The sequence below is a fragment of the Methylomonas sp. LWB genome, assembly GCF_001856095.1.
Classification (GTDB): Bacteria; Pseudomonadota; Gammaproteobacteria; order Methylococcales; family Methylomonadaceae; genus Methylomonas; species Methylomonas koyamae_A.
Genome location: NZ_MKMC01000012.1, coordinates 99,761 through 122,029 on the forward strand (window position 1 = coordinate 99,761; position 22,269 = coordinate 122,029).

Consider the following 22,269-nt stretch of genomic DNA (forward strand, 5'->3'; position numbering starts at 1 on the left):
CCGGATCTTGGGTTGAGGAATCAGCTAGCGGTTTTCAATTTCAATACCGTGCCTTTCTGCACGATGAAATTGACTTGGCGGGTGGCGTCGACTTCGATGACCGGGTAAATCTCTTCGGCCATGTCCATGTAAAAATGCGACAGCCGCTCCATGGCATACCCGGCACCTTTCAGTGCACCGCCTTCCATCGACTGCGAGGAAAAGGCACTTTGGAACGGTGTACTGCCCGCCAGACTGCCTAGGCCGCCGGTCATCAACACCGGAATCTGATTGCGGCCAAAAGCATCGGAAAAGCCTCTCAGGAATCCGGCCATCATCGATTGCGCCAATAACGCGCCTTGTTTGGACACGACGCGACCGCGCACCCCGTTTTTGCCATCTTCGCCGGTGGCATAAGCATTCATCGGTACTTCGATCACGCCACCGTCTTGGCGCACACATGAAAAGGTCTCGCCACGAAAATAGGCGCGTTCGGCACTCAAGTCGCCGAAGCCGGCGGCCAATAGAAAGCACTCGCGGACATCGGCGTGAAAGCGGTTGGGCAGAATGGCTTCCTTCTTGATGCGGAACAGTACTGGCATTGGTTCTTTTTTTGCTTTTTTGCCGGTAGGTGCATCCAGGCCGTTCAATAACACGCCAGTCAGAATGCTTCCTGCAGGGATGAATACGTCGTTGTGGGTAGAATCAGTGGCACTACTCTCACCGGTTGCTTTGGCATCTGTGGGCGATTTAGACGATTTGTCTTCCTGGATCACACGAATCTGCATCGCTGCAGGCGCTTGTGCATTGGCACCGGTTCTTCCGCTCGAGACGCCGGCATTACCAGTCGTCGGTGACGGTATCGCCGCCTGTTCAAACACGCTGTTCAGATCTTCTTGACCGGTGTTGGGTCTAGTCGAGTTGTAACGGCGGTCAGCATAATTGGGCAGTGCTGTGTTGTTGCCAGGCAATGCATTAGGATCAACACTCTCTGTGGGCGGCGTTACTGTGGTTTTGTTTTTTAACGACTCGACTTCACCGCTAACCGCTTGGAGTTTGGCTTCATAGGCTTCACGTTCTGCACTGGTCCATTGCTTGAAACGCAGTTCGTCGGATTGCTGCTCGCGTTTTTGCTGTTCCTCAATCGCAGCTAACCGCCGTCCTTGCTCTTCGTTTTTTTGCAGCAGATCGCGAAGCTGGGAGGAAATGCCGTCAATGCCTAAAGAACGAGGATCACTGTCGGTCAGGATGTGCTGGATCGTCGCCTGTTTACTGGTAGGCTTGGCGAACTCCGGTGACACTGATGCTAGAGCAATAATGGTTGCCAATAGCACGGCGCCGATACTGCCTACCGCAACATTGCGCTTGGCGGTAGGACTCAAACGTGACCACCAGTTGTCCATGCCGGCCATCAGGGTTGACTCCCATTGAGCAATGACGGTCTGAGCGTCGATGATGCTTCTGGAGCATGTCTGACCGCAACATAGAGTTCGGTAGATTCGTTCTGTCCCAGTACGACTTTGGGCCAGCTGGCAACCGCTAACACCTCGTCCTGGGTCGTTGCACAAGATCGCTCGTCAAACTCAATAGGCTCCATGCCGGTATTACGAGCCAGACCGACCAATATCAACATGTCGTGACCTTCCAATACTTGACCGGTCTTAATCTGCACCCGATCTTGCAAGCACTGAATATGTTCGCTCTTACTCGGATCGCGTAGGGAAAAGCCAGGCGGTGTCTTTTGCAGACCCAGGTCGCGGAACAGCTTTTTAATTTGGGCGATGTAAGCTTGTTCCTGATCGCTGGTTTTGCCTGAAGACGTATTTGGCGATTGCAGTTTGCTGAGTAGCTTGTAGCTGTCCTTGTCCAGACTGAGATGGATTTCCCGTGCTGGAATGCGTTTGGGGATCAAGGTCAGCGATAAGGCGATGTCCTGATTGTCGCCGGGGGTGATGTATAAGGTCACCGGCGTTTCGTCGGCCGTGGCGACATAGACGATTTTGCCCTTGGTGCTGGTGGTTGCTTGGCTGGTGGTGGTGACCACGGGATGTTCGAACGGAGTGACCAATCGGTTCAAGTGGCCAACGGCAATCGGCATCAGTTCGTTGATGCTGGGTTTGACTTGGATATGTTGAGGAGCGACCGAAGTTGCCGATGTGGCTGCCGCCTGTTGCTTAGCTGTCTGCAATATACTAGCGTCTACGGGTGGCAACTCTATCCCTAAGTCCTGATTTTGACTGGCATCAGATGATGATCTCGGTGATCGATCGGCTACTGCGGTTACTGGCGGCAGCACGGTGATCGGTAATTCCTCGGCAGACAAGGGGGCGCTAATCGTCAGCAATAACGCAAAATGGCGACAAGTTTTGTTCATGGGTGAGTTTCTCTTGGTTGAGATTGCATCGCTTTCAATCGATCCAGGGTTCGGGGCGAATCTGGATAGACGTCGATAAATTCCAGACGTGGCCGGTAGTTTTTGATAGCGATGATGAATTCGTAGGTGCGCGGCTTGATGTCGGGTTTGGAACTGGGGCCTTGGCTTTTGAGTTCGCCGCTGACGAAGACTTTATTGGTCTCGGCTTCGTAATCGACATGACGCGGCGTAAAACTGATCGCAACGCGGTCCATCTTGATGGCCTTGATTTGATCGGTCATGGCATCCAGAACACTGCGATAAATGTCTGGCGCCAACAAGGGCTCGATGGCCACCTTTAGAAAATCGGCATTGGCTGGGGTGGTGTTGCCTAGTAATTCCGCCATGTACAAGCCCCAGGACTCTTTGAATTCACTAGAGGCGCTACTACGCGTTACTTCAACTTCCTGGGTTAACGTAGGGGGCACCAAAATGATGCTGCGTTCGGTACGCCAAGCTGCCAGTGAGGTAATGACACAAATCACCAGTAAGCCGATGATAATGACTCGACTGAAACGGTTTTCGGTCTCATGCCCGTCCCAGGTTTGCAAAAAATCCGACAATCTCATGGCAAAAACCGGCGGATGTAAGGGTTGGGAATGGTATGTGCGCGACTAGGCAAAAGGCCCAGCCAATACAGTGCATGCAAGGTGTAGCCGTCGGGGCGGTTATCGCGAAAGCGGCGATAAAACTTCACGGCGATCAGGCCAATGGCCAACGCTGGAATGAACTGGTCGATGAGCATGCCGGTCAGCATGCTGACCATGAACGGCACGATCTCGTCCGCACTCCACAATAAAATATGGATCGGATCGTCGATGGTTTGGGGAATGGCTACGGGTTCCATAATGACCTCCGGTTGGGATGGTCATTATTGTGAAACGGATTTTAAGGAGGTCGTTTGCAGCTGATGACGAATTCGCGATTAGCTGTAAAAATTGACGGTAGGTTGAGAGTTCTAAACTTTAACGACCCTTAGCTTGATCTCGGATGCAATCCTCTCCGAGGCTAATAGGGGCAAGATGTTTCCTCGAGATGGCTCAACCGCACCGTCAATCGGCCATTTACAACCCCAAATCGCTCAAACTGGCATGGTCGTCCGGACGGCGGCCCAGCGGCCAGTGGAACAAACGCTGCTCTTCCTTGATAGGCAAATCGTTGATGCTGGCAAAGCGCCGCTGCATGAAGCCTTGCGGGTTGAATTCCCAGTTCTCGTTGCCGTAGCTGCGGTACCACTGGCCCGAATCGTCGCGCCATTCGTAGGCAAAGCGCACGGCGATGCGGTGGTCGGTAAAGGCCTATAATTCCTTGATCAAGCGATAGTCCAGTTCCTTGGCCCATTTGCGTTGCAAAAATTGCTTTACTTGTTCGCGGCCTTGCGGAAACTCGGCGCGGTTACGCCAGAGCGTGTCTTCGGTATAGACCAAGGCGACGCGGTTCGGATCGCGGGAGTTCCAGGCGTCTTCGGCCATGCGCACTTTTTGCGCGGCGGTTTCAGCGGTAAAGGGCGGGACGGGGGCTTTGATTTCTTGGGTCATGATGTTTCTCCGTGATGAAAAGGAATTGATTTACTCTTGCCACATGCCAGGCATGGCCAAGTAACCGGGCAATGCGCGAATTCGTTGGAACCAGGCGATGATGCTGGGGAAGGCACCGATGTCCAAACCGCCTTCCGGAGCCAGCGCCAAGTAGGGATAGACAGCAATGTCGGCGATGGATACCGAATCGCCGACCAGCCAATCCTGGCTTTGCAAATGGCGGTCGATAATGCCCAGCACTTTGTTGGCGGTTTGCCCTGCCGCTGCCGTATCGATAGGACTACCGAATTTGTGGTGTACCCGCAGCTTGGCCGGGCCGTGGAAGATTTCATTGGCAGCAGTCGATAACCAGGCGGCGATCTGCGCGAGCTGATAGGCATCGTCCGGCCACCACGGTTCCCCGCCGTAACGCTTGGCCAGATAAACCAAAATAGCTTGGCTGTCGCGGATGATAAGGCCGTTGTCATCCAGCACCGGCACCTGGGCGAATGGGTTGCGTTGCAAATGTTCCGGGCCACGCTGCTCGCCGCCGCGTAAATCCACGGCTTGGATTTGATAGGGCAAAGCCAGCAAACTCAGTAGCAAGCGAACTTTGTGGCAGTTGCCGGATAGTGGCATGTCGTACAGGGTAATCATGCTGGACTCCTTCGGTTAATTAAAGCTCTCAAATTGCACTCTGTCGTCTGCAATGCCGAGTTGGCGAGCGGTTTGGCGCACACTGTCAATCAGACGGGTTGGGCCACAGACATAGAAGACGGTATCGGTGGATGCGTTAGCGAGCAACCCCGAAACGTCCAACCGGGTAGGGTTTTGCGCCTGGCTGAAATAAAACCGGCATCGATCAGAAAACTGCCGTTGCAAGTCTTTGATAAAAGCCATGTACTGCGGTGTGCGGCCAGTGTAATGCAGCTGAAATGCCGTACCCCGTGCGGCCAAGGTTTCGGTCATGGCTTTGATGGGGGTGATGCCGATACCGCCGGCGATCAATAATGCCGGACGGTCGTCGTCATGCAGGCTGAAATAATTGTCCGGCGCATCGACGTTGAGGCGGGCGCCAATTTGCCAGCCGTCGTGTAATGCCGACGAGCCGCCTTCACCCTCGTCTATTCGCAGCACCGCGATGTGGTAGCAATCCCGTTCATCCGGTGCATCGGTCAGCGAATAGGCCCGGCTCGTTATCGTACCGTCTGGTAGCGCGATCGGCACACGCAGATGCGCCCCGGCCCGGTAGCTCGGCAGCGGCTCGTCATCGGAATGGCGTAATTCGTAAGCGCGAATGCGCGGCGATAATTGGCGAATCCCGCTGATGGTCAACGGCAATGCACCGTTTCCCAGCACTGCTTGCACATGTGGCGTCGCGGTCGCCGGTTGTTGTTGGCGAGTCTGAACCAACAGCGCTTCGACTTCGCGTTGGCTGTAGCGTGGTGTGATGTATTTCGGGCAATTCCAGTCGAAGGCTTCGACGTGAATGACGATGCCGCGCTCGATCGGGGCGCGAAAGTCGGCCAGTTCCAGCTTGGCCAGTAATTCCGGCTCGCTACCTTCGTTGACCACCCGCGCCCGGCCCCAGATTTTGAGGCGTTGCCGCCCTGGATAGTCCATCAGCAGCAGGCTGACCCGGTCGTCGCCGCGCAAATTGCCGACCGAAAGATATTGGCGGTTGCCGCTGAAGTCGGCGTAACCTATGGTTTGTTCATCCAATATTTTCAGGAATCCTGCCGGGCCGCCGCGATGCTGGACATAAGGCCAACCGGATTGGCTCACGGTGGCTTGATAAAAGCTGTCGCGTTCGGTGATGAAGGCTTGTTCGAATTCGCTCAAAGCCACTGTTTCGGTGTCGCCCAGTTCGGCTGTCCGGTAGGCCGTGCGACTGCCCATTTCGGTTTGTACCGCTTGGACGTTGGGGGTGAAGCTGATCTTGGCAAACGCACGGGCCATGGTCTTTACTCCGGACGGGGTGAAATGTTGATGGCTACTCTGGCACAATCATCAGCTGTGCTGAATAGTCATAATTTGCAATACCTTATTCCAATCAGCGCAATAAACCGGGCCAAACGCCATCTCTGCGCTTCGCCCGGTTAGGCTTTAAGCGGCTTGTTTTAACTCGACTTTCGGGAAGTCAATGTCGACCCGGCTGGCTTTGCCCAAAATATTGGTGAGGATATTCATGCCGACATGGGTGATCACCTCGACGATGTCGGCCTCGCTGAAACCGGCATCGCGCATCGCTTGTAGTTCGGTATTGGTCACCTCGCCTTTATGCTCGACCAAGGCGCGGGCGAAATGGACCGCGACCGCCGCTTTGGCGTCCTGGCTGGTACCAGCCCGGTTGGCTTCGATTTCCGCGCCATTCAAACCGGTTTCGCGACCGATGGCTGTATGGGCGGATAAGCAGTATGCGCATTGGTTCTGCTGGGCGAGGGCCAGTGCAATACGTTCGCGGGTGGTGGCATCCAGTGAGCCGTGGTTGGCGATGTGGTGCAAGCCGAGGAAGGCTTTCAAGGCATCCGGAGAGTGGGCGAATACACGCAGAAAATTGGGCACCATACCCAATTGACCTTGGATGGCTTCAAACAGGGCACGTTGTTCGATATTGGCAGTTTCGTTACTAACGCTGGTAATACGGCTCATGAGTGTTCTCCAAAAAATGAAAGTGGTTGTCGTATGCCTGGGTTAAATTCAGCAGGCGGGTACAGTGTGTCTTATTGCATAAAAATAAAGAATATCTATAATTTCCAATTAACTATTCCGATAATTGGAATTATCAATGGATCGTCTGCATTTAATGAGCGTGTATGTCGCGGTGGTCGAGGCGGAAGGCTTTGCCGGCGGTGCGCGCAAGCTCCACATGTCACCGCCAGCTGTGACGCGAGCGGTGGCGGCGTTGGAAGAACGCTTGGGCGTTAAGTTGCTGAACCGCACCACCCGCTACGTGCGCATGACTGAGGCCGGGCAGAAGTATTACGAAGACGCCAAACGCATCATTGCCCTAGCCGATGAAGCCGACGACGCGGCACTGGGCATCAACGCCGAACCGCGCGGTCAACTCACGGTGACCGCCTCGGTATTGTTCGGACGTTTGTTCATCATGCCGGGTATTGTCGAGTATTTACGCCGGTATCCGGCGGTGGAAGTCAATGCTTTGTTTGTCGACCGGGTGGTCAATATGCTGGAAGAAGGTGTGGACGTGGCGATCAGGATCGGCGATTTGCCGGATTCCTCATACCGGGCATTGCGGGTCGGCTCGGTGCGGCGGGTATTGTGTGCCTCGCCGGAGTATCTGGCCGAACACGGCATACCGCAAACGCCGGACGAATTAACCGAACATCGCATCATTCTGGCACGCGGTCTAAATCCGCACAACGAGATGCGCTTTCAGTACGATGGACAGGCGCAGACGGTCAAATTGCAACCGATATTGAGCGTCAGCGACAACGACTCGGCGGCCAGCGCCGCCATGGCCGGACTGGGCATCACCCGCTTGCTGAATTATCAAATCGCCGAACCGCTACGGAACGGTCAACTAAAAATCGTGCTCGGCGAATACGAAAGTCCACCGGTTCCTGTGCATATTCTGCACCGCGAGGGCCGCCACTCGTCGGCAAAAATTCGATCCTTCGTGGATTTGATGGCTGAAAGGCTGCGGGCAGAACTGGCATTGAATTGACAGGTAAATTTAGCTGCGCCGGAACGTTCCGGGCGATACGCCAAAGTGACGCTTAAAGGCTTTGCTAAAGGCCGGCACCGATTCGTAACCGCTTCTTTCCGCCACGCGCTCCACGCTCATATTCGGTTCAATCAGCCAGTGAGCGGCAATTTGTAAGCGCCAGATCGTCAAATATTCAATCGGCGAATGGCCGATCAACGCGGCGAATTTTTCCGACAACACCGTCTTGGAAACGCCGGCCCGCGAGCAGAGTTCGGCTAGCGTCCAGGCATGCCAGGGCTGTTGATGAATCAAGGCCAACGCGGTGGCCAGCCGCTTGTCCTGCATCGCCGCAAACACCCCTTCGCGCACCAGACCTTCCTCGATACAGTAACGAATCACCAACACAAACAAGCTGTCGCACAGGCGTTCGACCACCGAATCGCTGCCGAATCGCTGCGCCGAGGCTTCGGTGATCGCCAGTTCGATTATCCGGGCCAGGACGTTGCCGGCCTGGTTCTGCCGAATTACGATTTCGGCGGGCAAGGCCTGCCACAACAAGGATTTTGGCGCGGCCAGCTCGATTTCGCCACAGACGAAGCCTGTTTCCCCATCCAGCCAAGGCGTCAATCGAGTGTCGTCGGCCGTTTCGGGCAAATGTTCGGCGCTATACGACAAGAAGTGCCTAGCGGCATGCGGCAAAAACAGAATCAAATCGCCGCTATCCAGCGCCAACGGCGTTGGCCAGCGCGGCGAATGCACAAAGCCTTGTCCCTTGCTGATCAGATGAAACCACACCGAGGTTTCGGAGTTGTGATCCATCAACCAGCGTCCGCACACGCCGCCGGAATACACCAGCTTGGCGTGCAGGTTCAGCGTATTAACTAGGGCAGTTAAGGCATCCATAACCCATTCCCGAAAGATCGGACAACAATGCCGGAATGGCGGGCATGGGATAGCCGGCCCGCTTTACTTAATCTGTCTTCGTCGCAACGAGAACCGGCGCAACCGGTATCGGCGGCAAACTGCTTGTTATTTTTCAATTTTCTCAAAGAGATACCATGCCCCAATTCAAAATTCATTCTATCCTCACGGCCCCTGTCTCGGCTCAACCGCTACTGGAAAGGGCTTTAAAAAAATACGGCTTCGTGCCCAACCTGCAAGGCGGCTTGGCCGAAGCTCCGCCGGCATTGCAGGCTTATATCGAGTTGACGGCGCTGTTCGACCAAACTTCGCTGAGCCCGACCGAAAGACAAGTCGTACTGCTGGTCGTCAGCGCCGAGAATCATTGCAGCTACTGCGTGGCGGCACATTCGATGATCGCCAAACACATGGTCAAGGCCGATCCTGCCATTATCGATGCGATCAGAAACTTGCAACCGTTGCCGGACCCTAAGTTGGATGCCTTGGCAAACCTTACTCGCGACGTGGTGAAAAATCGTGGCGTAGTTTGCGGTCAAACCTTCGACAAATTTATCACGGTCGGTTACAGCCGAGCACAGGTATTGGAAGTGGTATTGGGCGTGACGCTTAAAACCCTCAGTAACTACACCAACCACATTATCGATACGCCGTTGGATACCGCATTCCAGGCCGAAGCTTGGGACGAACCGGCGCATTGCAGCAGCCAGAAATGCGCTTAAAGGGTTGATTGTTTTCGCCATAGCTCAAATGCGCCAATTCCGTGCAATTGGTGCATTTCGGCTTTTTTGTATGCATAAACAGTTAAAGAAACCTTTGGGGGAATGCCATTTCGTCTCAGCGATTTGTTAACTCTAAATAACGTTGCCAGTCCTGATAGGTATCCACGTCCCACTGACTGTCCAGTTCGTAAACCTTCAAGCCGATGTCTTCTGACCGACGACGGGTGGAAGACATCACCTGGTCATGACCCCAGTTCATGTTGCTGAACAGTCTCGGTTGTGCCTCGTTTAAACCGATCATGACGTAACCGCCATCGTCGGCGGGTGCAATGACCGCATCGTGTCCTTGGTTTAACGCCGTCAGTGCACAACGCAGGTCGTCTGCGGAAAGACTAGGACAATCGCAACCCATCAGCAATGCATGCCGGTATCGGCCTAATGCATCTTCGAAGGCTTGTTGCATGCGTTCCCCTAAATCGGAGCCGTGTTGAGTCCGAAGTGTGACCGGATAACGGCGCGCGTAATCCTGAAAAAATTCATCACCGGTGTCCGGCGCGCAGTGCAGTTCAACAGCGCACAAAGGCTGCTGGAAGGCCCTATCCAGCGTCATACAGGTCAATTGCTTATGTGCTTGGGTAGCCTGTTCGGCGCTCAAGGCCGGTTGCAGCCGGGTTTTGACTTGGCCGGGAATTGGCGCTTTGCAAAAAATCAGCAGTACACTATCGGGGAAAAGCGTTTGCATCGCTTAAACCTTACGCCGCCAGGCATGATAACGGCCCAGCCATGCCAGCAAACCCTTGGGAGCGTGATTACGCTTCCAGACTCCTGCCACATATTTATTGGCTTCCGCCAGGGTTGGATAGATGTGAATGGTGCCTAAAATCTTATTCAAGCCGATGCCTTGTTTCATCGCCAGCACGAACTCGGCCAGCAAATCGCCCGCATGTTCGCCGACGATGGTCACGCCGAGAATCTTGTCCTTGCCCGGCACGGTCAGCACCTTAACAAAGCCATGGGCTTCGCCGTCGGCAATCGCCCTATCCAGGTCGTCGAGGCCGTAGGTTGAGACTTCATAAGCGATATTCTGCGCTTGCGCATCCTGTTCGTTCAATCCCACGCGCGCCACTTCCGGATCGGTAAAGGTCGACCAGGGAATCACCGAGTAATCGGTACGGAATTTCTTGAATTGGCCGAACAAGGCGTTGACCGCCGCATACCAGGCCTGATGCGCGGCGGTGTGGGTAAATTGATAGGGTCCCGCCACATCGCCGACAGCGAAAATATTCGGATAGTTGGTTTCCTGAAAGGCGTTGGTTTCCAGGGTTTTGCGCGGCGACAAGGCAATGCCCAGTTCCTCGACGCCATAACCTTGTACATTGGCGGCACGGCCGATGGCGATCAACACTTTATCGAAGGCGATTCTGACGATTTGGCCGTTAGCTTCCGCCAGCAAAATGTGTTCGCCGCTTTCGACGATGAATTCCTTGGCGGTGTGGTTGACTTTGACCGCCACGCCTTCCGCCTGAAATCGGGCCTGGACGATGTCCGATACATCCGGGTCTTCCCGCAGCATAAGGCGCGGCGCCATTTCCACTTGCGTGACCTGACTACCGAGGTGGGCGAAGGTTTGCGCCAATTCACAGCCTATCGGCCCGCCACCCAAGACCAATAGGCGCTTGGGTAATTCGCGCAAGTTCCAGACGTTATCCGAAGTCATATAATCGATGTTTTCCAGTCCGGGAATCGGCGGCACGAAAGGCCGGGCGCCGGCGGCGATGACAATAGCGCGGCTGGTGAGGGTTTTGAAACCGTCGGCTGTCGTGACTTCCACCGCCCAGGGCGAAACGATTTTGGCCGAGCCTTCGATGACCTCCACGCCCAGCTCGGTATAGCGTTCGACGGAATCGTGCGGGGCTACGGTTTTGATCACCTGTTGCACCCGCTCCATCACGGTGGCGAAATCAAATTCAACCTCGGCTTTGGCGATGCCGAACTCGGGCGCGCGTTTGATATGCGACAGCAACTTGGTCGAGCGAATCAGCGCCTTGGACGGCACGCAACCGGTGTTCAGGCAGTCACCGCCCATTTTGTGTTTTTCGATCAGCGTGACTTTGGCTTTAACGGCGGCGGCAATATAGGCCGAGACCAAACCGCCGGCACCGGCGCCGATTACTACCAGGTTGTTGTCGAAGCTGGCCGGCTTAGTCCAGTTCGCGTAAATTTTGCGTTGCTTGAAGAGTTCGAGCATTTTCTTGGTCACCAAAGGAAATAGACCGAGCAAGGCAAACGAACCGAGCAAGGCTGGAGACAGGATGCCAGAGAGCGAATCGATTTTCGCCAACTGGGTGCCGGCATTGACGTACACCAAGGTGCCAGCCAACATGCCGACCTGACTAACCCAGTAAAAGGTTCTGGTCTTGATGGGTGTCAAACCCATCGCCAGATTGATCATGAAAAACGGAAACAACGGCACCAGACGCAAGGTAAACAAATACAAAGCGCCGTCGCGACTCACGCCCTCATCAATGGCCTGCAAGCGGGCACTGAATTTGGTTTTGACCCAGTCGCGCAATAAAAACCGCGCAGCGAGAAACGCCAGAGTAGCGCCTATGCTGGAAGCAAACGAGACGATCAGCGTACCCCATAGCAAACCGAACACCGCGCCGCCAGCCAGCGTTAATATCGTCGCTCCCGGTAATGACAGCGCCGTGACCGCGATATACAACGCGGCATACAGTGCCATAGCCAGTAGTGGGTGAGCCTGATGGTAATCGGCGATACCGGTCTGCTGGGCTTTTAAATTATCCAGCGTCAGGTAGTGTTGCAAATCCAGCGCAAAAAATATCGCTATCAATGCGGCAATGCCCAGCAATAACAAAAGTCTGGAGGTTTTGATGCCGACCTACCGATGCTGAATGGGCTAGGCTTCGGAGGGTGTTTGCAAGTTGTTTGGGTAAACATCTAAATTCCTTAAATACTATTGGGCTCGCCAGTTAGTCGTATTTGCTGCTCATTCCTGACAACAATCTCAGCAAATTTAATTTCACTGCTTTAATAGACATCATCGCCACTTAGTAGATCAAGATTCTTGCAGGCATTGCTGGTAGGCAAAATTTGTGTTCGGTTAGTGCAATACCTACACTATGTGACGTCTACCTTATATTTTGTAACTCATTATGCGCCTGCCGCCTAAACACCAGCGCGATGTTCTTAAAATCGGTGAATTAGCCGATGAACTTGGCACCACGCCAAGAACCATTCGCCTGTACGAGGAACTTGGACTGATCGCTCCTGACCGCACCGAGGGCGGCACGCGTCTTTATGCCCGGAAAGATTTGAAGCGCATGGCTGTCGCCTTGCAACTTGGTCGAGTCGGCATCGAGCTGGAATCGGTGCAAAAGCTGGCCTGCACACGCGAGCAATATGATTCCGGCAAACAAGCATCAGCCGCGATGCAGCCGCTCCTGCAAGATTTACGTAAAAGAATACGGGGCTTGCTGGACGATTTGGAAGAACTGGATCGCGATCTGGAACGGGCGGATAGGCTGATCCGCCAATGCGGGAATTGTCACAATCGCCCCAATCGCCAGGATTGCCCAGACTGTCCGGTGAATAAAAACGTCGAATTGACCAACATCGGTCGCCTGGTTTGGGATCCGAGTTGTCCGTGAACGAGCGGTTGCAGTCTAATATGCTGTCCTTCAAAATGTTGGTTCGATTTACCCTAAAGGGCATAAAAGTTTGCGTAATCGCACATTTTGAGGTCATCATTCCTCCGATTACGCTATCGCTAATCGGAGCGGGCTGGTCAGCGGGTTTATTCAAATATCACGTGAATGGATATTATTGTTGCCACAAGACCTTAAGGTTTAGTCAGTAGAGAGACAACACGCGAAGCCTTATTGCGCCTTACCGGCTTAAAATTAATTTTCAACGTTAGTTCATCAGAGTGTCACCTGCTGGTTAGTCGAACATATCTATTAATGGCTAACATGCCTTCGTTTTTAAGATTTTTACTACGATTAAGAATATCTTTATCAGTGCCAATGTTGCGGCGGTTAAAGGTTTCTTTAATTTGCGTTTCATAACTATTAAACCTATCCTTCCATTCGGAAGAATCCCTGATGGCAACCTGACTTGAATACCTGCCATTATTTGGACAGGTAACCGAGTGAACGCACAAATTATTCAGTAAGTAACCTACAACTTCATCGCAAGTAACAATAGAATAAACACTGGGATAATTAGAATAACTATGGGTATAAAGCTCTCGACAATCTAAAAAAATTGAAATGTCGGTTGAGATGTTGTGCAAACTTTTCTTTTCGCTATCGTAATTTTCTTTTAGGCTCAGGAATGAATCGATTTTTTTTCGAATACTTATTTGGTTATGGATATTTTGTTTAACAAAAAAGAATATTAATCCCGCGTAGATAGGATAAATCAAGTATGGAAGATCTTTATCAAATATTTTTTTCAGAAATACATCAACCATATCATTTTCACTTAAATGGCTGTTGTATATTTCTTTGATAATGGCCATAAAGCATTCGATTTGATGAATGTTTTCGGTGAAAATTGGCTTATTCCTAAGAACCAAGCTTGTGTAGTTATTTAATATGTTATCAGTAATTTTAATATTAAAATTATTCTGCAAATGCTTTTGGTAGTACCTTAGATAACCGCCTGGATCTTTTGCTGTTCTGAATAATTCAGAAATGGCGAATGCTGGGTTTAACTCAAGACCAAATCGACTAGCGTATGAAATGAATTTAACGAAGGTGTCTGGGATTGAGTTCTTGCAAATAAAATTAAATATATTGTTGTCGATAAGGTAGGTGGCACCGACCTTCGTAACGTCGTCGCCACCGTGAATAGGTGTGCCAAAATACACAACAGGCCCTGCACCGCCATCTATTTTTCTGACAGGGGAGAGTTCTGTATCGCTTATTTTGATCATATTTATTTACATCCAAATTAAAGCTAAAAAATTACGCTAGGTAACCTCTGATTTATTCGTTGTTTCAAATTTAAATGTTATTGAAATCAATGATTTTCAGTCAAGGTTTTCTTGAAAAATTGATTTAATCAGAGGTTGCCTAGAGAGTTTATTATATTTTCTTAATATTACCAGCTGTCAACATCATATGACATGCAATAGATAATAGATAATAGATAAAAAATATCAAATTAAGGCGGTAAGTTTAGGTCCATATTGCGTCGCATGGAACCGTTTAAAATTCGACGCAATGCCCTTTAGTAGTTGTCTTGTTCTAACCGCAAATCGCACCGCATTCAGCTATTCAACGCCTTGGCAGCCATTTCCGTACCAACGACGCGGGCCTTGATTTTGGCGAATGCCGTGTCGCGCCCGGTTGAGGTGTCGTCTTCGAAAGGCGAAAAGCCGCAGTCGTCGGTGGTGCCGAGCTGATGCAGCGGGATGTACTCGGCGGCGCGCAATACGCGATCCCGCACCAATTCCGGTGCTTCCACGTCGGGATTCAGCACGTCGATCACGCCGACAAACACACGCTGGTTGGGGCGAAGATTGTCTTTGACGATAGCCAACACACGTTCGGGCTCTTTTTCGTTAGCCATCTGCATATAGAAATTACCGGCTTCGAGCTGGAAAAAACTCGGCAGCAGGTCGGCGTAATCGACATCGGCGCTGTGCGTGGAATCATGGTCGCCGCCGGGACAGGTATGTATGCCGATGCGTTGGCGTTGTTCCGGGCTAAAGTGCGCCAATACCCGGTTGTTCAGGTCGATAAAGTTCCGCAGCAATTGCTTGGATGGATCGAGTTTGACCGACAAGCGCCCTTCGGTGAAATCGATTTGCACATGGTGGGCGCCTTGGTCCAAACAACCGCGAATGTCCGCCACCGTTTCCTTGATCAAGTCATCGATGAAAGCGTCCCGCGAGTAGCCGTCTATGCCTTGTTGCGGATAAAGCAGGCTCAAGGCGGAAGCCGAAATCACCGCCTGCTTGAGTGGGCGCGTGGTGTAGCGTTTGGCGGCCTGCACAAATGCGCCGGCATAGACGCCGTAGCGAAACGGTCCTGCGGTTAATCGGGGTAGTTGCCGGGTGTGGCCGTCGGCAAAAGGAATCACGATGCCGTCGTCGGCGATGTTGTGCAAACCTTGTAATGGGTAGGTGGCGAAGCTGGACTTGGTCTGTTCGCCATCGGAGATCACCGGCGAACCGGTGTCCGCAAAACGTTGCAAAGTGTCGCGCACCGCTTCGTCGTAGCAGGCATCGAGCTGTTGTTGCGATAGTCGGCCCGCGCGAAATTCCCGGAGTGCTTCGAGCAATTGCGGCGGACGGGGAATACTGCCTATGGATTCGGTGGGTATGAACATGTCGCGTTCCTGTATGGCGTTAAGGGAATTTGATGCGGCGGTTTAGGTCAAGTGAATGGCTGGCTTTACGGGTCTGTCCGTTGATGAGCAATCGCGGTTAAGGCGCCGTAAGTGGCCACCAGAAAAGGCACGCTATAGGTTAAAAGCGCCTTGACCACATCGAGTCCTTGCATCGCCGGGTAATCCAAAGACAGCAGGCCGAACACTGCTTGCGGTTGGTTGATCAAATTCAACAGGGTGCCGACGACTAAGGCGACCTTGCCGGAGCGGCGGTATATGCCGAGCCGGATGGCGGTACGATGCAGATCGAGTAATTTTGCAAAGCAATTTCCTACTGCGCCTTTACATCCAATCCACTTAAACATCCAGGATCACCTCTAGCAAAAATGTAGATTTGGAGCGTGATGTACGGCAAAAGTCAATGCGCAAAGATCCATGCAATTAAGCGCTGACGATAAAAAGGATAAGTCACGCTCTTTGTTCAAAAGATACCATTAAGGTTAGATTATGTAAATTCTAGCGCGTTTAATTAATGCGCAGAATCTTCAAGCAAGCACTTTTACATTGCTTGTTTAAGCTCGGACAAGGCCAAACTCAGAGCAAAGCTCCGCCGCAGCTGCTGCCTTGGCCGGCGGTACAGCCGTAACAATGGGCGGCGGTGGATATCGATGCGTTTTGCAGTTGTTCCAGGTGCAATTCGCTGATGTGTAGTTTGGGCTTGGCTGTGGCACCCAACGGCAAATCCAGCATCTGATTGAAATCACAGTCGTAGACGTAGCCTTGCCAGTCGATACTGAGGGTATTTAGGCACATCAGATTTTCAAGGTTGTCGGCGCGAAAGCTGCTTTTCAGTAAAGTCAGATAAGATTCGAAGCGGCCATGGCTGACCAAGGTGCTGCCGAAACGCTGAATTGGCATGTTGGCGATGGCAAACAGGCGGTTGAAGACGATGCCGTAATGGTGTTGCAAGTGCTGTTTGTATGCTTGTTCCAGTTGCTGCTGGTCGGGCGGTAACACTGCGTCTTGCGGGTTGAAAACTAAATTCAACTCCAATCCGCTGTCCGGCTGGCCATAACCCAGCCGATTCAAGCGCTGCAAGGCTGCCAGACTGTCTTTGAACACGCCTTTGCCGCGTTGTTTGTCGACATTTTCTTCCAGATAACACGGCAGGGAGGCGACGATGTTGACCTGCTGCGCGGCCAGAAACTCCGCAAGATCGGCGTATGCCGGTTCTTCCAGAATAGTCAGATTGCAACGGTCAATTACCTCGATGCCACGATCACGCGCGGCTCGTACCAGATAGCGAAAATCGGCGTGCATTTCCGGTGCACCGCCGGTCAAATCCAGCGTGTGAATGTTTGCGGTTTCGGCCAACGCCAACACCTGATCAACGGTTTCCCGGCTCATCATCTCGGTGCGTTTGGGGCCGGCGTTGACATGACAATGCACGCAACTTAGATTGCACAAATAGCCCAGATTGATTTGCAACACTTGCAGAGGCTTGCGGAATAGAGCCGGAAAGTCACTATTAATCAACAGAGCTTTGGTATCGTGCATGCTTAGTCCTTGGAAAACCAGATGTCGCCGTAAACAGCAGACACCGAGCCATTGCTGTTGTCGGTATCTGTCATGATGGCGACGGCATCGATAGTGCTGATGTCTTCACCGAATAGTTGCTTGAAATCGGCCCGGACATTGCGTTTTTCATGTTGCCAAACGTTCAGCGATGTTTCCGGGCCGCGCAAGGCCAACATCATTGCATGATTCCCGGCAAAGGCATTCGGCCAGACGCTGTCCTGTTTAGTGTTACCGGCCCAGACATAATTGATGGCCTTGGTTTGCCAAAACGCCAGCCCGCCTTTGACCACCACATACACCCGCGCCGCGTAATCGTCGCCAGCCTTGCTTTGTTCATTCAATCCGGTCAAACGATTGCCGATGCGCCACGACCAGTTCAGGAACGGCGTTTGTTCCAGATCGATACGCTGTTCCTTGAACAAGCCGGAACCGGCGGCGCGGCTATCGGCACTCAGCACCGTCACGCCATCGATAGTTTGCAGACGGTATTGGGTTTCGCCTTTGAAGCTTTTATGTTCCCAACGCTCCAGGCGATTTTGGCTGAACTCGCCGATAGGCAGTTTGTTATCGGCAACCGCCGCGTGATTCATCGGTAGCATCGTTAAAAATATCCAGCAGAATTTTTTCATGTTTAAGCTGCTGTGCGTTGTTTCAACCAAGTATCAATAGCCAAGCCGCCACTGCCACTCAACAGCAGCGAACCGAGCATGAACAAATAAACCAACGGCAATTTGTAATTGCCATAACCTTGATCGGTGATGGCATAGCCTTTCCATAATTCGGCCAATGTGTGCCATTCGGCGGGCCAATGTACGACCGCGATGGCCACCACGGTCAACACCATTAGCGCCGCGCTAAAAAAGCGGGTCATAAATCCCAATATCAACGCAATCGGGGCGATGATCTCCAAGCCGGTGGCCAAGGTCCAGCTAAAATCCGTGGGCAATAAGCTGAACGGAAATGGGAAGCTCACATCGGCAAACCAGTTATCGCCATGGAGTTTTTCCAGGCCGGCTTCGCCGAACTCGTAAGCCAACAACAGACGTAGAAAAATTGGCGCCAAGCCCTGTAAGTTTCTGTCGAAACAGCGAGAAAGCAGGCTGGGCATAGTGCATAGCCGCTCGATGCAGGAAGGGGTCAGACAAGCTGTACAAGGATCTTGGGCGGATTTAGCGAGGTCGTTCATCAGTGAGGCTCCAAAGTTCAAACCGGGCGAATGTCGATAATCGCGCCCTGGCTATGTAGATCGGCCAGAATCTGTTGACCGAATTGGGTGAGTTCTAAAAATTGCGCGTCCTTGAGGTCGTCGCTTTTCATCGCCTGTAAGGCCTGTTGTCCGGTCAGGCCGTTATTTAACAGCAGGATCAGCTTGGCCGTAGCCAGATTCAGGTTTACAAACTGCACTTGATCCTCGCTATCGCGAAACCCAAGGACATGGGTAGCTGTTTCGGGCGGTTCACTCGGCAAAAAGTTTGGACCGATGTCCTGCACAGGCCAGTGGTAATGCTGCAATTGCATGACCGGTGCAAACACAGGCACATTGGCCAGTAAATCGGCATCAGACAACTGCTTTCGCGTTACCGGCTCGGCCTCGGCAATTGACAACTGTAATTCGATCCATTCGAAATGCGCCAGTTCGGCCAGAAACGGCCAATCATCGGGATGCTCACGTTCCTGTTGCAGATACTGCACAAACTCATCGGGAATCTGCCGGTAATACGGCGTCAGGCAGCGATGTTTTGCAATGAAATCCAGCAGCAACGCCCGCCAGTCATCATTGGATAAGATGCTGTGAATCACCGGAAAACAGGCCGTCAGGCTCTCGTCGAATTTGTTGTAGAGCAGATCGACATACACGGTCAGTCTCTCAGGGGCGAAGCCCGCAGGTAGCTGTGCTGTTTGCGGTTGTCGCAAGTAATTCAGAAACTGCCGTTGCTGTTGTTGAAATGCGGATGGCTGGCTCATGCCGCTACCTCGCTGATGCCTTGTGCGCTTCGGCCATGCCGATGGTTTTTTTGCAAGGCACGAATTCGTTCCACTTCGGTCAGTAACTCGGCCAATGGCGGAATGTTGCTGTCTCGTTCCACCAAGGTCGGAAATACGCCAAAGCTTCGATAGGCCTCGGCCAGCAAGTCCCATACCGGTTCGATGGTGTTCTGTCCGTGAGTATCGATGATCAAGCCCGAAGGTTCCAGGTCGTGGCCGGCAACGTGCCCATAAACGATGCGCTCGCCGGGCAGGCCGCGTAAAAACGCCACCGGGTCGTAGCCGTGATTGACGCTGTTGACATAGATGTTGTTGACATCCAGATGCAAATAACAGTCGGCTTCGCACAATACGGCATTGATAAAGCTTAGTTCGTCCATCTCCGCCTGCGGTGGCTGCACATAGTAGGAAGCGTTTTCCAAAGCAATCGGTCGTTCCAGAACGTCCTGAGTCTGACGAATACGACTGGCGACATGCTTGACCGCCTGCTCCGTAAAAGGGATCGGGTATAAGTCATAAAAATGTCCCTCATCGCTGCAAAAGCTCAAGTGCTCGGTGTACAGGGCAAAATCGTGATGATCGAGAAACTGTTTTAGATCGCCTAAAAACGCGGTATCGAGCGGCGCGGGGCCGCCCAACGACAAGGCCAAACCGTGCGCCACAAAACGATGGCGCTCGGTCAGGCTACGGAACTGCTTGCCGAGACGACCACCGACGCCTACCCAGTTTTCCGGCGAAACTTCGAAAAAGGCTATGCTGTCCGGTACGTAGGCTTGCAGGTCTGGCAACATCGCCCGACGCAAACCCAAGCCGGAACCCGCAAGACCGAAAGGATTGGCAGTAGTCATCAGCGGTCCCTCAGGCTTATTTCGTAGTTTTACCGCTGCAACCACCTTCAGGCATCTTGCCGCTACAGCCGGCTTCCGGCATTTTGGCACTGCATCCACCTTCGGCGCCTTTCATGTCTTTCATCTTGTTGGCACCGCATTTGCCTTCGCCGCATTTACCTTCCTTCATCTTGGCGCTGCAACCCGCTTCAGCGGATTTGCCGTCAGCGGCCGCCAATTGTTGAGAGAGGTTGATGCTGGACATCGCAAACGGATTTTCGCCGGCTTGAATGATGGGGGCCGCGCTCAGTAAAGTCGAAGCCAAAGCGCTGCTCAAAGTCAAAGATAAGGTTTTTTTGTTCATGATGTTCTCTCCGATAGATTATTAAATGATCAGGACAGGCAATATTGCCTTCCTGCCCCATCAGTCGGAGACGTTCGAAATTCCTTACAATTTTTTTGATGCGTAGACACGACACGTGAAGTCAGCGTTAAAAAATTTCTAAGCGTGCTGTAAGGAAAGGCGGCTATGTCGCGACTTAACAAATATTGAGAAATCCCCCGGCTCAGCCGGGGAGACAGCAACAGTTTGACATTTAGAGGAGTCCATCAAGAAACTCAAAAGCGTGAACCGCCAAGTACACGCTAGAGGAGTAACCTGATGGACGAAAAAGAAAGCTTAAGTCACTCGAAGTGGGAGTGCAAATATCATGTTGTGTTTATCCCGAAATGTCGGCGACGAACCTTGTATAAAGAGTTGCGTTCACATTTGGGAGAGGTTTTCCGAAGGCTAGCCAGCCAGAAGGAAAGTCGGATTTTAGAGGGGCATTTGATGCCTGATCATGTGCATATGTTGATTTCGATACCACCGAAGTATGCAGTGTCGCAGGTGATTGGCTACATCAAAGGCAAAAGCGCTATCCATATGGCGCGAGTTTATGGCGAGAAAAAGCGTAATTTTGTCGGGCAGCACTTTTGGGCACGAGGTTATTTTGTTTCGACGGTTGGTCGGGATGAGACGATGATTCGAGAATACATCCGCCACCAAGAGCAAGAAGACCAGCGAATTGAACAATTGAGTCTTTGGAACTGAACGCCACCTTTAGGTGGCTATTATATTGGGGCCGCGTTAGCGACCCCATTTACCGCTTTGAGCGGTTCACAACATAAAGCCCCCGGCTTTGCCGGGGGATATTTACTCAGCGGTCAGTCCCATCCATTCCCATTTATTTATCCCACAAGGAGCAAGTCATGAAAAATACCCATACTCAGGATTTATTACACACGCTTTACAGCATGGCGTTTTTGGTTGAAGCCCGCGATCCTTATACCGGTGGGCATTTATGGCGAGTGTCGCAGTATTCGACGCGATTGGCATTGGCGTGCGGGTTTTCAATGCAAGATGCTGTGGTTGCCGGGTTGGGTGGCTTTTTACATGATTTGGGCAAAGTCGGCGTGCCGGACAGCATTCTCAACAACCCCGGCAAACTCAGCGATGAGCAGTATGCAGTCATGAAAACCCATCCGGCATTGGGCGCGCAGGTGTTGGAAGGCCACCCCATGGCGCCATGGGCCACAGATGCGGTGCTAAGTCACCATGAGCGCATTGATGGCAAAGGTTACCCGAACGGCTTGGACGGTAGAAAAATCCCAGAAGCCGCGCGCATCGTGGGTATCGCCGATGCATTTGACGCGATGACCAGCACCCGGCCCTATCGCAAGGGCATGCCGGTGGCAGCGGCCATCGAACAAATCGAGATGAATCTGGACAGGCAATTCGATCTAAACTTCGGCCGCCGTTTCATCGAACTAGCCCACGCTAATGAGCTGGATGGCATTGTCGGACATAGCGATACCGGTATTCCTATGCGCGAATGTCCGATGTGCGGACCGGTTGTGGTCCTGCATAAACACCAGAAAGCCGGCGATAAGGTGTTTTGCCGGGTATGCGGCAACGGCTTTGCCCTGGAAGAACAGCAAAGCAAACTGGCACTGAAGCCAACGATGCAAAAAGGTAACGCGGCCGATTTACAAGCGCTGATCGATCATGATTTGCTGGAAAGATTGCTGGATGAGTCCTTGCCGTATTTACCGGTCGATAGTGGCAACGGCAAAAGCTAGCTGCCGCTGTTACGTGATCGGTTTTGAATGAGGTCAGGATTTGCCTGTTTGCCGTGCAACTGTATTGGCGGACAAGGGACACTGCCATATGAGCAGAACAGGCAACAATCACAGGGCTTGGAATTTAACAGGATATGGCAGCCCTGACATTCGTAAAACCACTGGCAGGTAGCGCGCA

The 22,269-nt window shown here is 52.4% G+C and carries 24 protein-coding genes and 2 pseudogenes; 5 read left to right on the plus strand and 21 right to left on the minus strand.

The features are described from left to right. Positions 1-20 precede the first annotated feature (20 nt). The 8 genes and pseudogenes from BJL95_RS06305 to BJL95_RS06340 form a co-directional block, all read right to left on the minus strand. Entirely contained in the window at positions 21-1,391 is a 1,371-nt protein-coding gene (locus BJL95_RS06305; RefSeq protein ID WP_071156365.1) for a TraB/VirB10 family protein, read from the minus strand. Then, a complete protein-coding gene (locus BJL95_RS06310) occupies positions 1,391-2,353 on the minus strand; it encodes a type-F conjugative transfer system secretin TraK (RefSeq protein WP_071156367.1) in 963 nt (320 codons plus the stop codon). Before BJL95_RS06310 ends, BJL95_RS06305 begins: the two co-directional genes overlap by 1 nt. After that, positions 2,350-2,961, minus strand: a complete 612-nt coding sequence (locus BJL95_RS06315) for a TraE/TraK family type IV conjugative transfer system protein (RefSeq protein WP_071156369.1) — start codon at positions 2,959-2,961, stop codon at positions 2,350-2,352. The genes BJL95_RS06310 and BJL95_RS06315 overlap by 4 nt, the downstream gene beginning before the upstream one ends. Then, entirely contained in the window at positions 2,958-3,239 is a 282-nt protein-coding gene (traL, locus tag BJL95_RS06320) for a type IV conjugative transfer system protein TraL (protein WP_071156371.1), read from the minus strand. The genes BJL95_RS06315 and traL overlap by 4 nt, the downstream gene beginning before the upstream one ends. 217 nt (positions 3,240-3,456) lie before the next feature. Beyond that, positions 3,457-3,930: pseudogene (locus BJL95_RS06325) on the minus strand (DUF1348 family protein). A 30-nt stretch (positions 3,931-3,960) separates the two neighbouring features. Continuing rightward, entirely contained in the window at positions 3,961-4,566 is a 606-nt protein-coding gene (locus tag BJL95_RS06330; RefSeq protein ID WP_071156373.1) for a glutathione S-transferase family protein, read from the minus strand. A gap of 15 nt (positions 4,567-4,581) precedes the next feature. Next, positions 4,582-5,868 carry a pyridoxamine 5'-phosphate oxidase family protein gene (locus BJL95_RS06335; RefSeq protein WP_071156375.1) on the minus strand — a complete coding sequence of 429 codons (1,287 nt, stop codon included), beginning with the start codon at positions 5,866-5,868 and terminating at the stop codon, positions 4,582-4,584. Positions 5,869-6,015: 147 nt separating this feature from the next. After that, on the minus strand, positions 6,016-6,561 hold the full coding sequence (locus BJL95_RS06340; protein ID WP_071156377.1) for a carboxymuconolactone decarboxylase family protein: 546 nt from the start codon (positions 6,559-6,561) through the stop codon (positions 6,016-6,018). Positions 6,562-6,697: 136 nt separating this feature from the next. Here BJL95_RS06340 and BJL95_RS06345 point away from each other — a divergent pair, with 136 nt between their 5' ends. Then, complete coding sequence (locus BJL95_RS06345; protein ID WP_071156379.1) at positions 6,698-7,597, plus strand: LysR family transcriptional regulator; 900 nt, start codon at positions 6,698-6,700, stop codon at positions 7,595-7,597. Positions 7,598-7,606: 9 nt separating this feature from the next. Here BJL95_RS06345 and BJL95_RS06350 read toward each other — a convergent pair whose 3' ends face one another. Further along, positions 7,607-8,482 (minus strand): AraC family transcriptional regulator, encoded by an 876-nt coding sequence (locus tag BJL95_RS06350; protein WP_071156382.1) that lies wholly within the window; start codon positions 8,480-8,482, stop codon positions 7,607-7,609. Between the two features lie 155 nt (positions 8,483-8,637). On the opposite strand from BJL95_RS06350, the gene BJL95_RS06355 reads away from it, so the two are divergent. Next, complete coding sequence (locus BJL95_RS06355) at positions 8,638-9,219, plus strand: carboxymuconolactone decarboxylase family protein (protein WP_071156384.1); 582 nt, start codon at positions 8,638-8,640, stop codon at positions 9,217-9,219. Between the two features lie 115 nt (positions 9,220-9,334). Here the strand turns inward: BJL95_RS06355 and BJL95_RS06360 are convergent, their stop codons facing one another. Both BJL95_RS06360 and BJL95_RS06365 read right to left on the minus strand, forming a co-directional pair. After that, complete coding sequence (locus BJL95_RS06360) at positions 9,335-9,961, minus strand: TIGR04282 family arsenosugar biosynthesis glycosyltransferase (RefSeq protein ID WP_071156386.1); 627 nt, start codon at positions 9,959-9,961, stop codon at positions 9,335-9,337. 3 nt (positions 9,962-9,964) lie between these two features. Beyond that, complete coding sequence (locus BJL95_RS06365) at positions 9,965-12,115, minus strand: FAD-dependent oxidoreductase (protein ID WP_071156388.1); 2,151 nt, start codon at positions 12,113-12,115, stop codon at positions 9,965-9,967. Positions 12,116-12,395: 280 nt separating this feature from the next. Between BJL95_RS06365 and BJL95_RS06370 the strand changes: the two genes are divergently transcribed. Continuing rightward, positions 12,396-12,890, plus strand: a complete 495-nt coding sequence (locus BJL95_RS06370) for a MerR family transcriptional regulator (protein WP_071156390.1) — start codon at positions 12,396-12,398, stop codon at positions 12,888-12,890. A 281-nt stretch (positions 12,891-13,171) separates the two neighbouring features. Here the strand turns inward: BJL95_RS06370 and BJL95_RS06375 are convergent, their stop codons facing one another. The 9 genes from BJL95_RS06375 to BJL95_RS06415 form a co-directional block, all read right to left on the minus strand. Beyond that, a complete protein-coding gene (locus BJL95_RS06375) occupies positions 13,172-14,179 on the minus strand; it encodes a hypothetical protein (protein WP_071156392.1) in 1,008 nt (335 codons plus the stop codon). 335 nt (positions 14,180-14,514) lie between these two features. Continuing rightward, entirely contained in the window at positions 14,515-15,579 is a 1,065-nt protein-coding gene (locus BJL95_RS06380; RefSeq protein WP_071156394.1) for a cobalamin-independent methionine synthase II family protein, read from the minus strand. A gap of 65 nt (positions 15,580-15,644) precedes the next feature. Beyond that, entirely contained in the window at positions 15,645-15,944 is a 300-nt protein-coding gene (gene nrtS / locus BJL95_RS06385; protein ID WP_071156396.1) for a nitrate/nitrite transporter NrtS, read from the minus strand. A gap of 229 nt (positions 15,945-16,173) precedes the next feature. Continuing rightward, positions 16,174-17,136, minus strand: coding sequence for an arsenosugar biosynthesis radical SAM (seleno)protein ArsS (gene arsS / locus BJL95_RS06390; RefSeq protein WP_071156398.1), 963 nt, complete (start codon positions 17,134-17,136; stop codon positions 16,174-16,176). Positions 17,137-17,138: 2 nt separating this feature from the next. Next, complete coding sequence (locus tag BJL95_RS06395) at positions 17,139-17,786, minus strand: DUF3047 domain-containing protein (protein ID WP_071156400.1); 648 nt, start codon at positions 17,784-17,786, stop codon at positions 17,139-17,141. A 2-nt stretch (positions 17,787-17,788) separates the two neighbouring features. Beyond that, entirely contained in the window at positions 17,789-18,265 is a 477-nt protein-coding gene (locus BJL95_RS06400; RefSeq protein WP_083385715.1) for a DoxX family protein, read from the minus strand. 95 nt (positions 18,266-18,360) lie between these two features. After that, entirely contained in the window at positions 18,361-19,122 is a 762-nt protein-coding gene (locus tag BJL95_RS06405) for a DUF2063 domain-containing protein (RefSeq protein WP_071156404.1), read from the minus strand. Continuing rightward, positions 19,119-19,991 carry a DUF692 domain-containing protein gene (locus BJL95_RS06410; protein ID WP_071156406.1) on the minus strand — a complete coding sequence of 291 codons (873 nt, stop codon included), beginning with the start codon at positions 19,989-19,991 and terminating at the stop codon, positions 19,119-19,121. Before BJL95_RS06410 ends, BJL95_RS06405 begins: the two co-directional genes overlap by 4 nt. 16 nt (positions 19,992-20,007) lie before the next feature. After that, on the minus strand, positions 20,008-20,334 hold the full coding sequence (locus tag BJL95_RS06415) for a hypothetical protein (protein WP_071156408.1): 327 nt from the start codon (positions 20,332-20,334) through the stop codon (positions 20,008-20,010). A 297-nt stretch (positions 20,335-20,631) separates the two neighbouring features. Here BJL95_RS06415 and tnpA point away from each other — a divergent pair, with 297 nt between their 5' ends. After that, a complete protein-coding gene (gene tnpA / locus BJL95_RS06420; protein WP_071156410.1) occupies positions 20,632-21,063 on the plus strand; it encodes an IS200/IS605 family transposase in 432 nt (143 codons plus the stop codon). A 158-nt stretch (positions 21,064-21,221) separates the two neighbouring features. Further along, positions 21,222-22,091 (plus strand): HD-GYP domain-containing protein, encoded by an 870-nt coding sequence (locus BJL95_RS06425; RefSeq protein ID WP_071156412.1) that lies wholly within the window; start codon positions 21,222-21,224, stop codon positions 22,089-22,091. On the opposite strand, the pseudogene BJL95_RS25885 reads toward BJL95_RS06425, so the two are convergent. Further along, positions 22,088-22,258, minus strand: a pseudogene (locus BJL95_RS25885) (GDCCVxC domain-containing (seleno)protein); the annotation flags it as partial. The gene BJL95_RS06425 and the pseudogene BJL95_RS25885 overlap by 4 nt on opposite strands. Positions 22,259-22,269 lie beyond the last annotated feature (11 nt).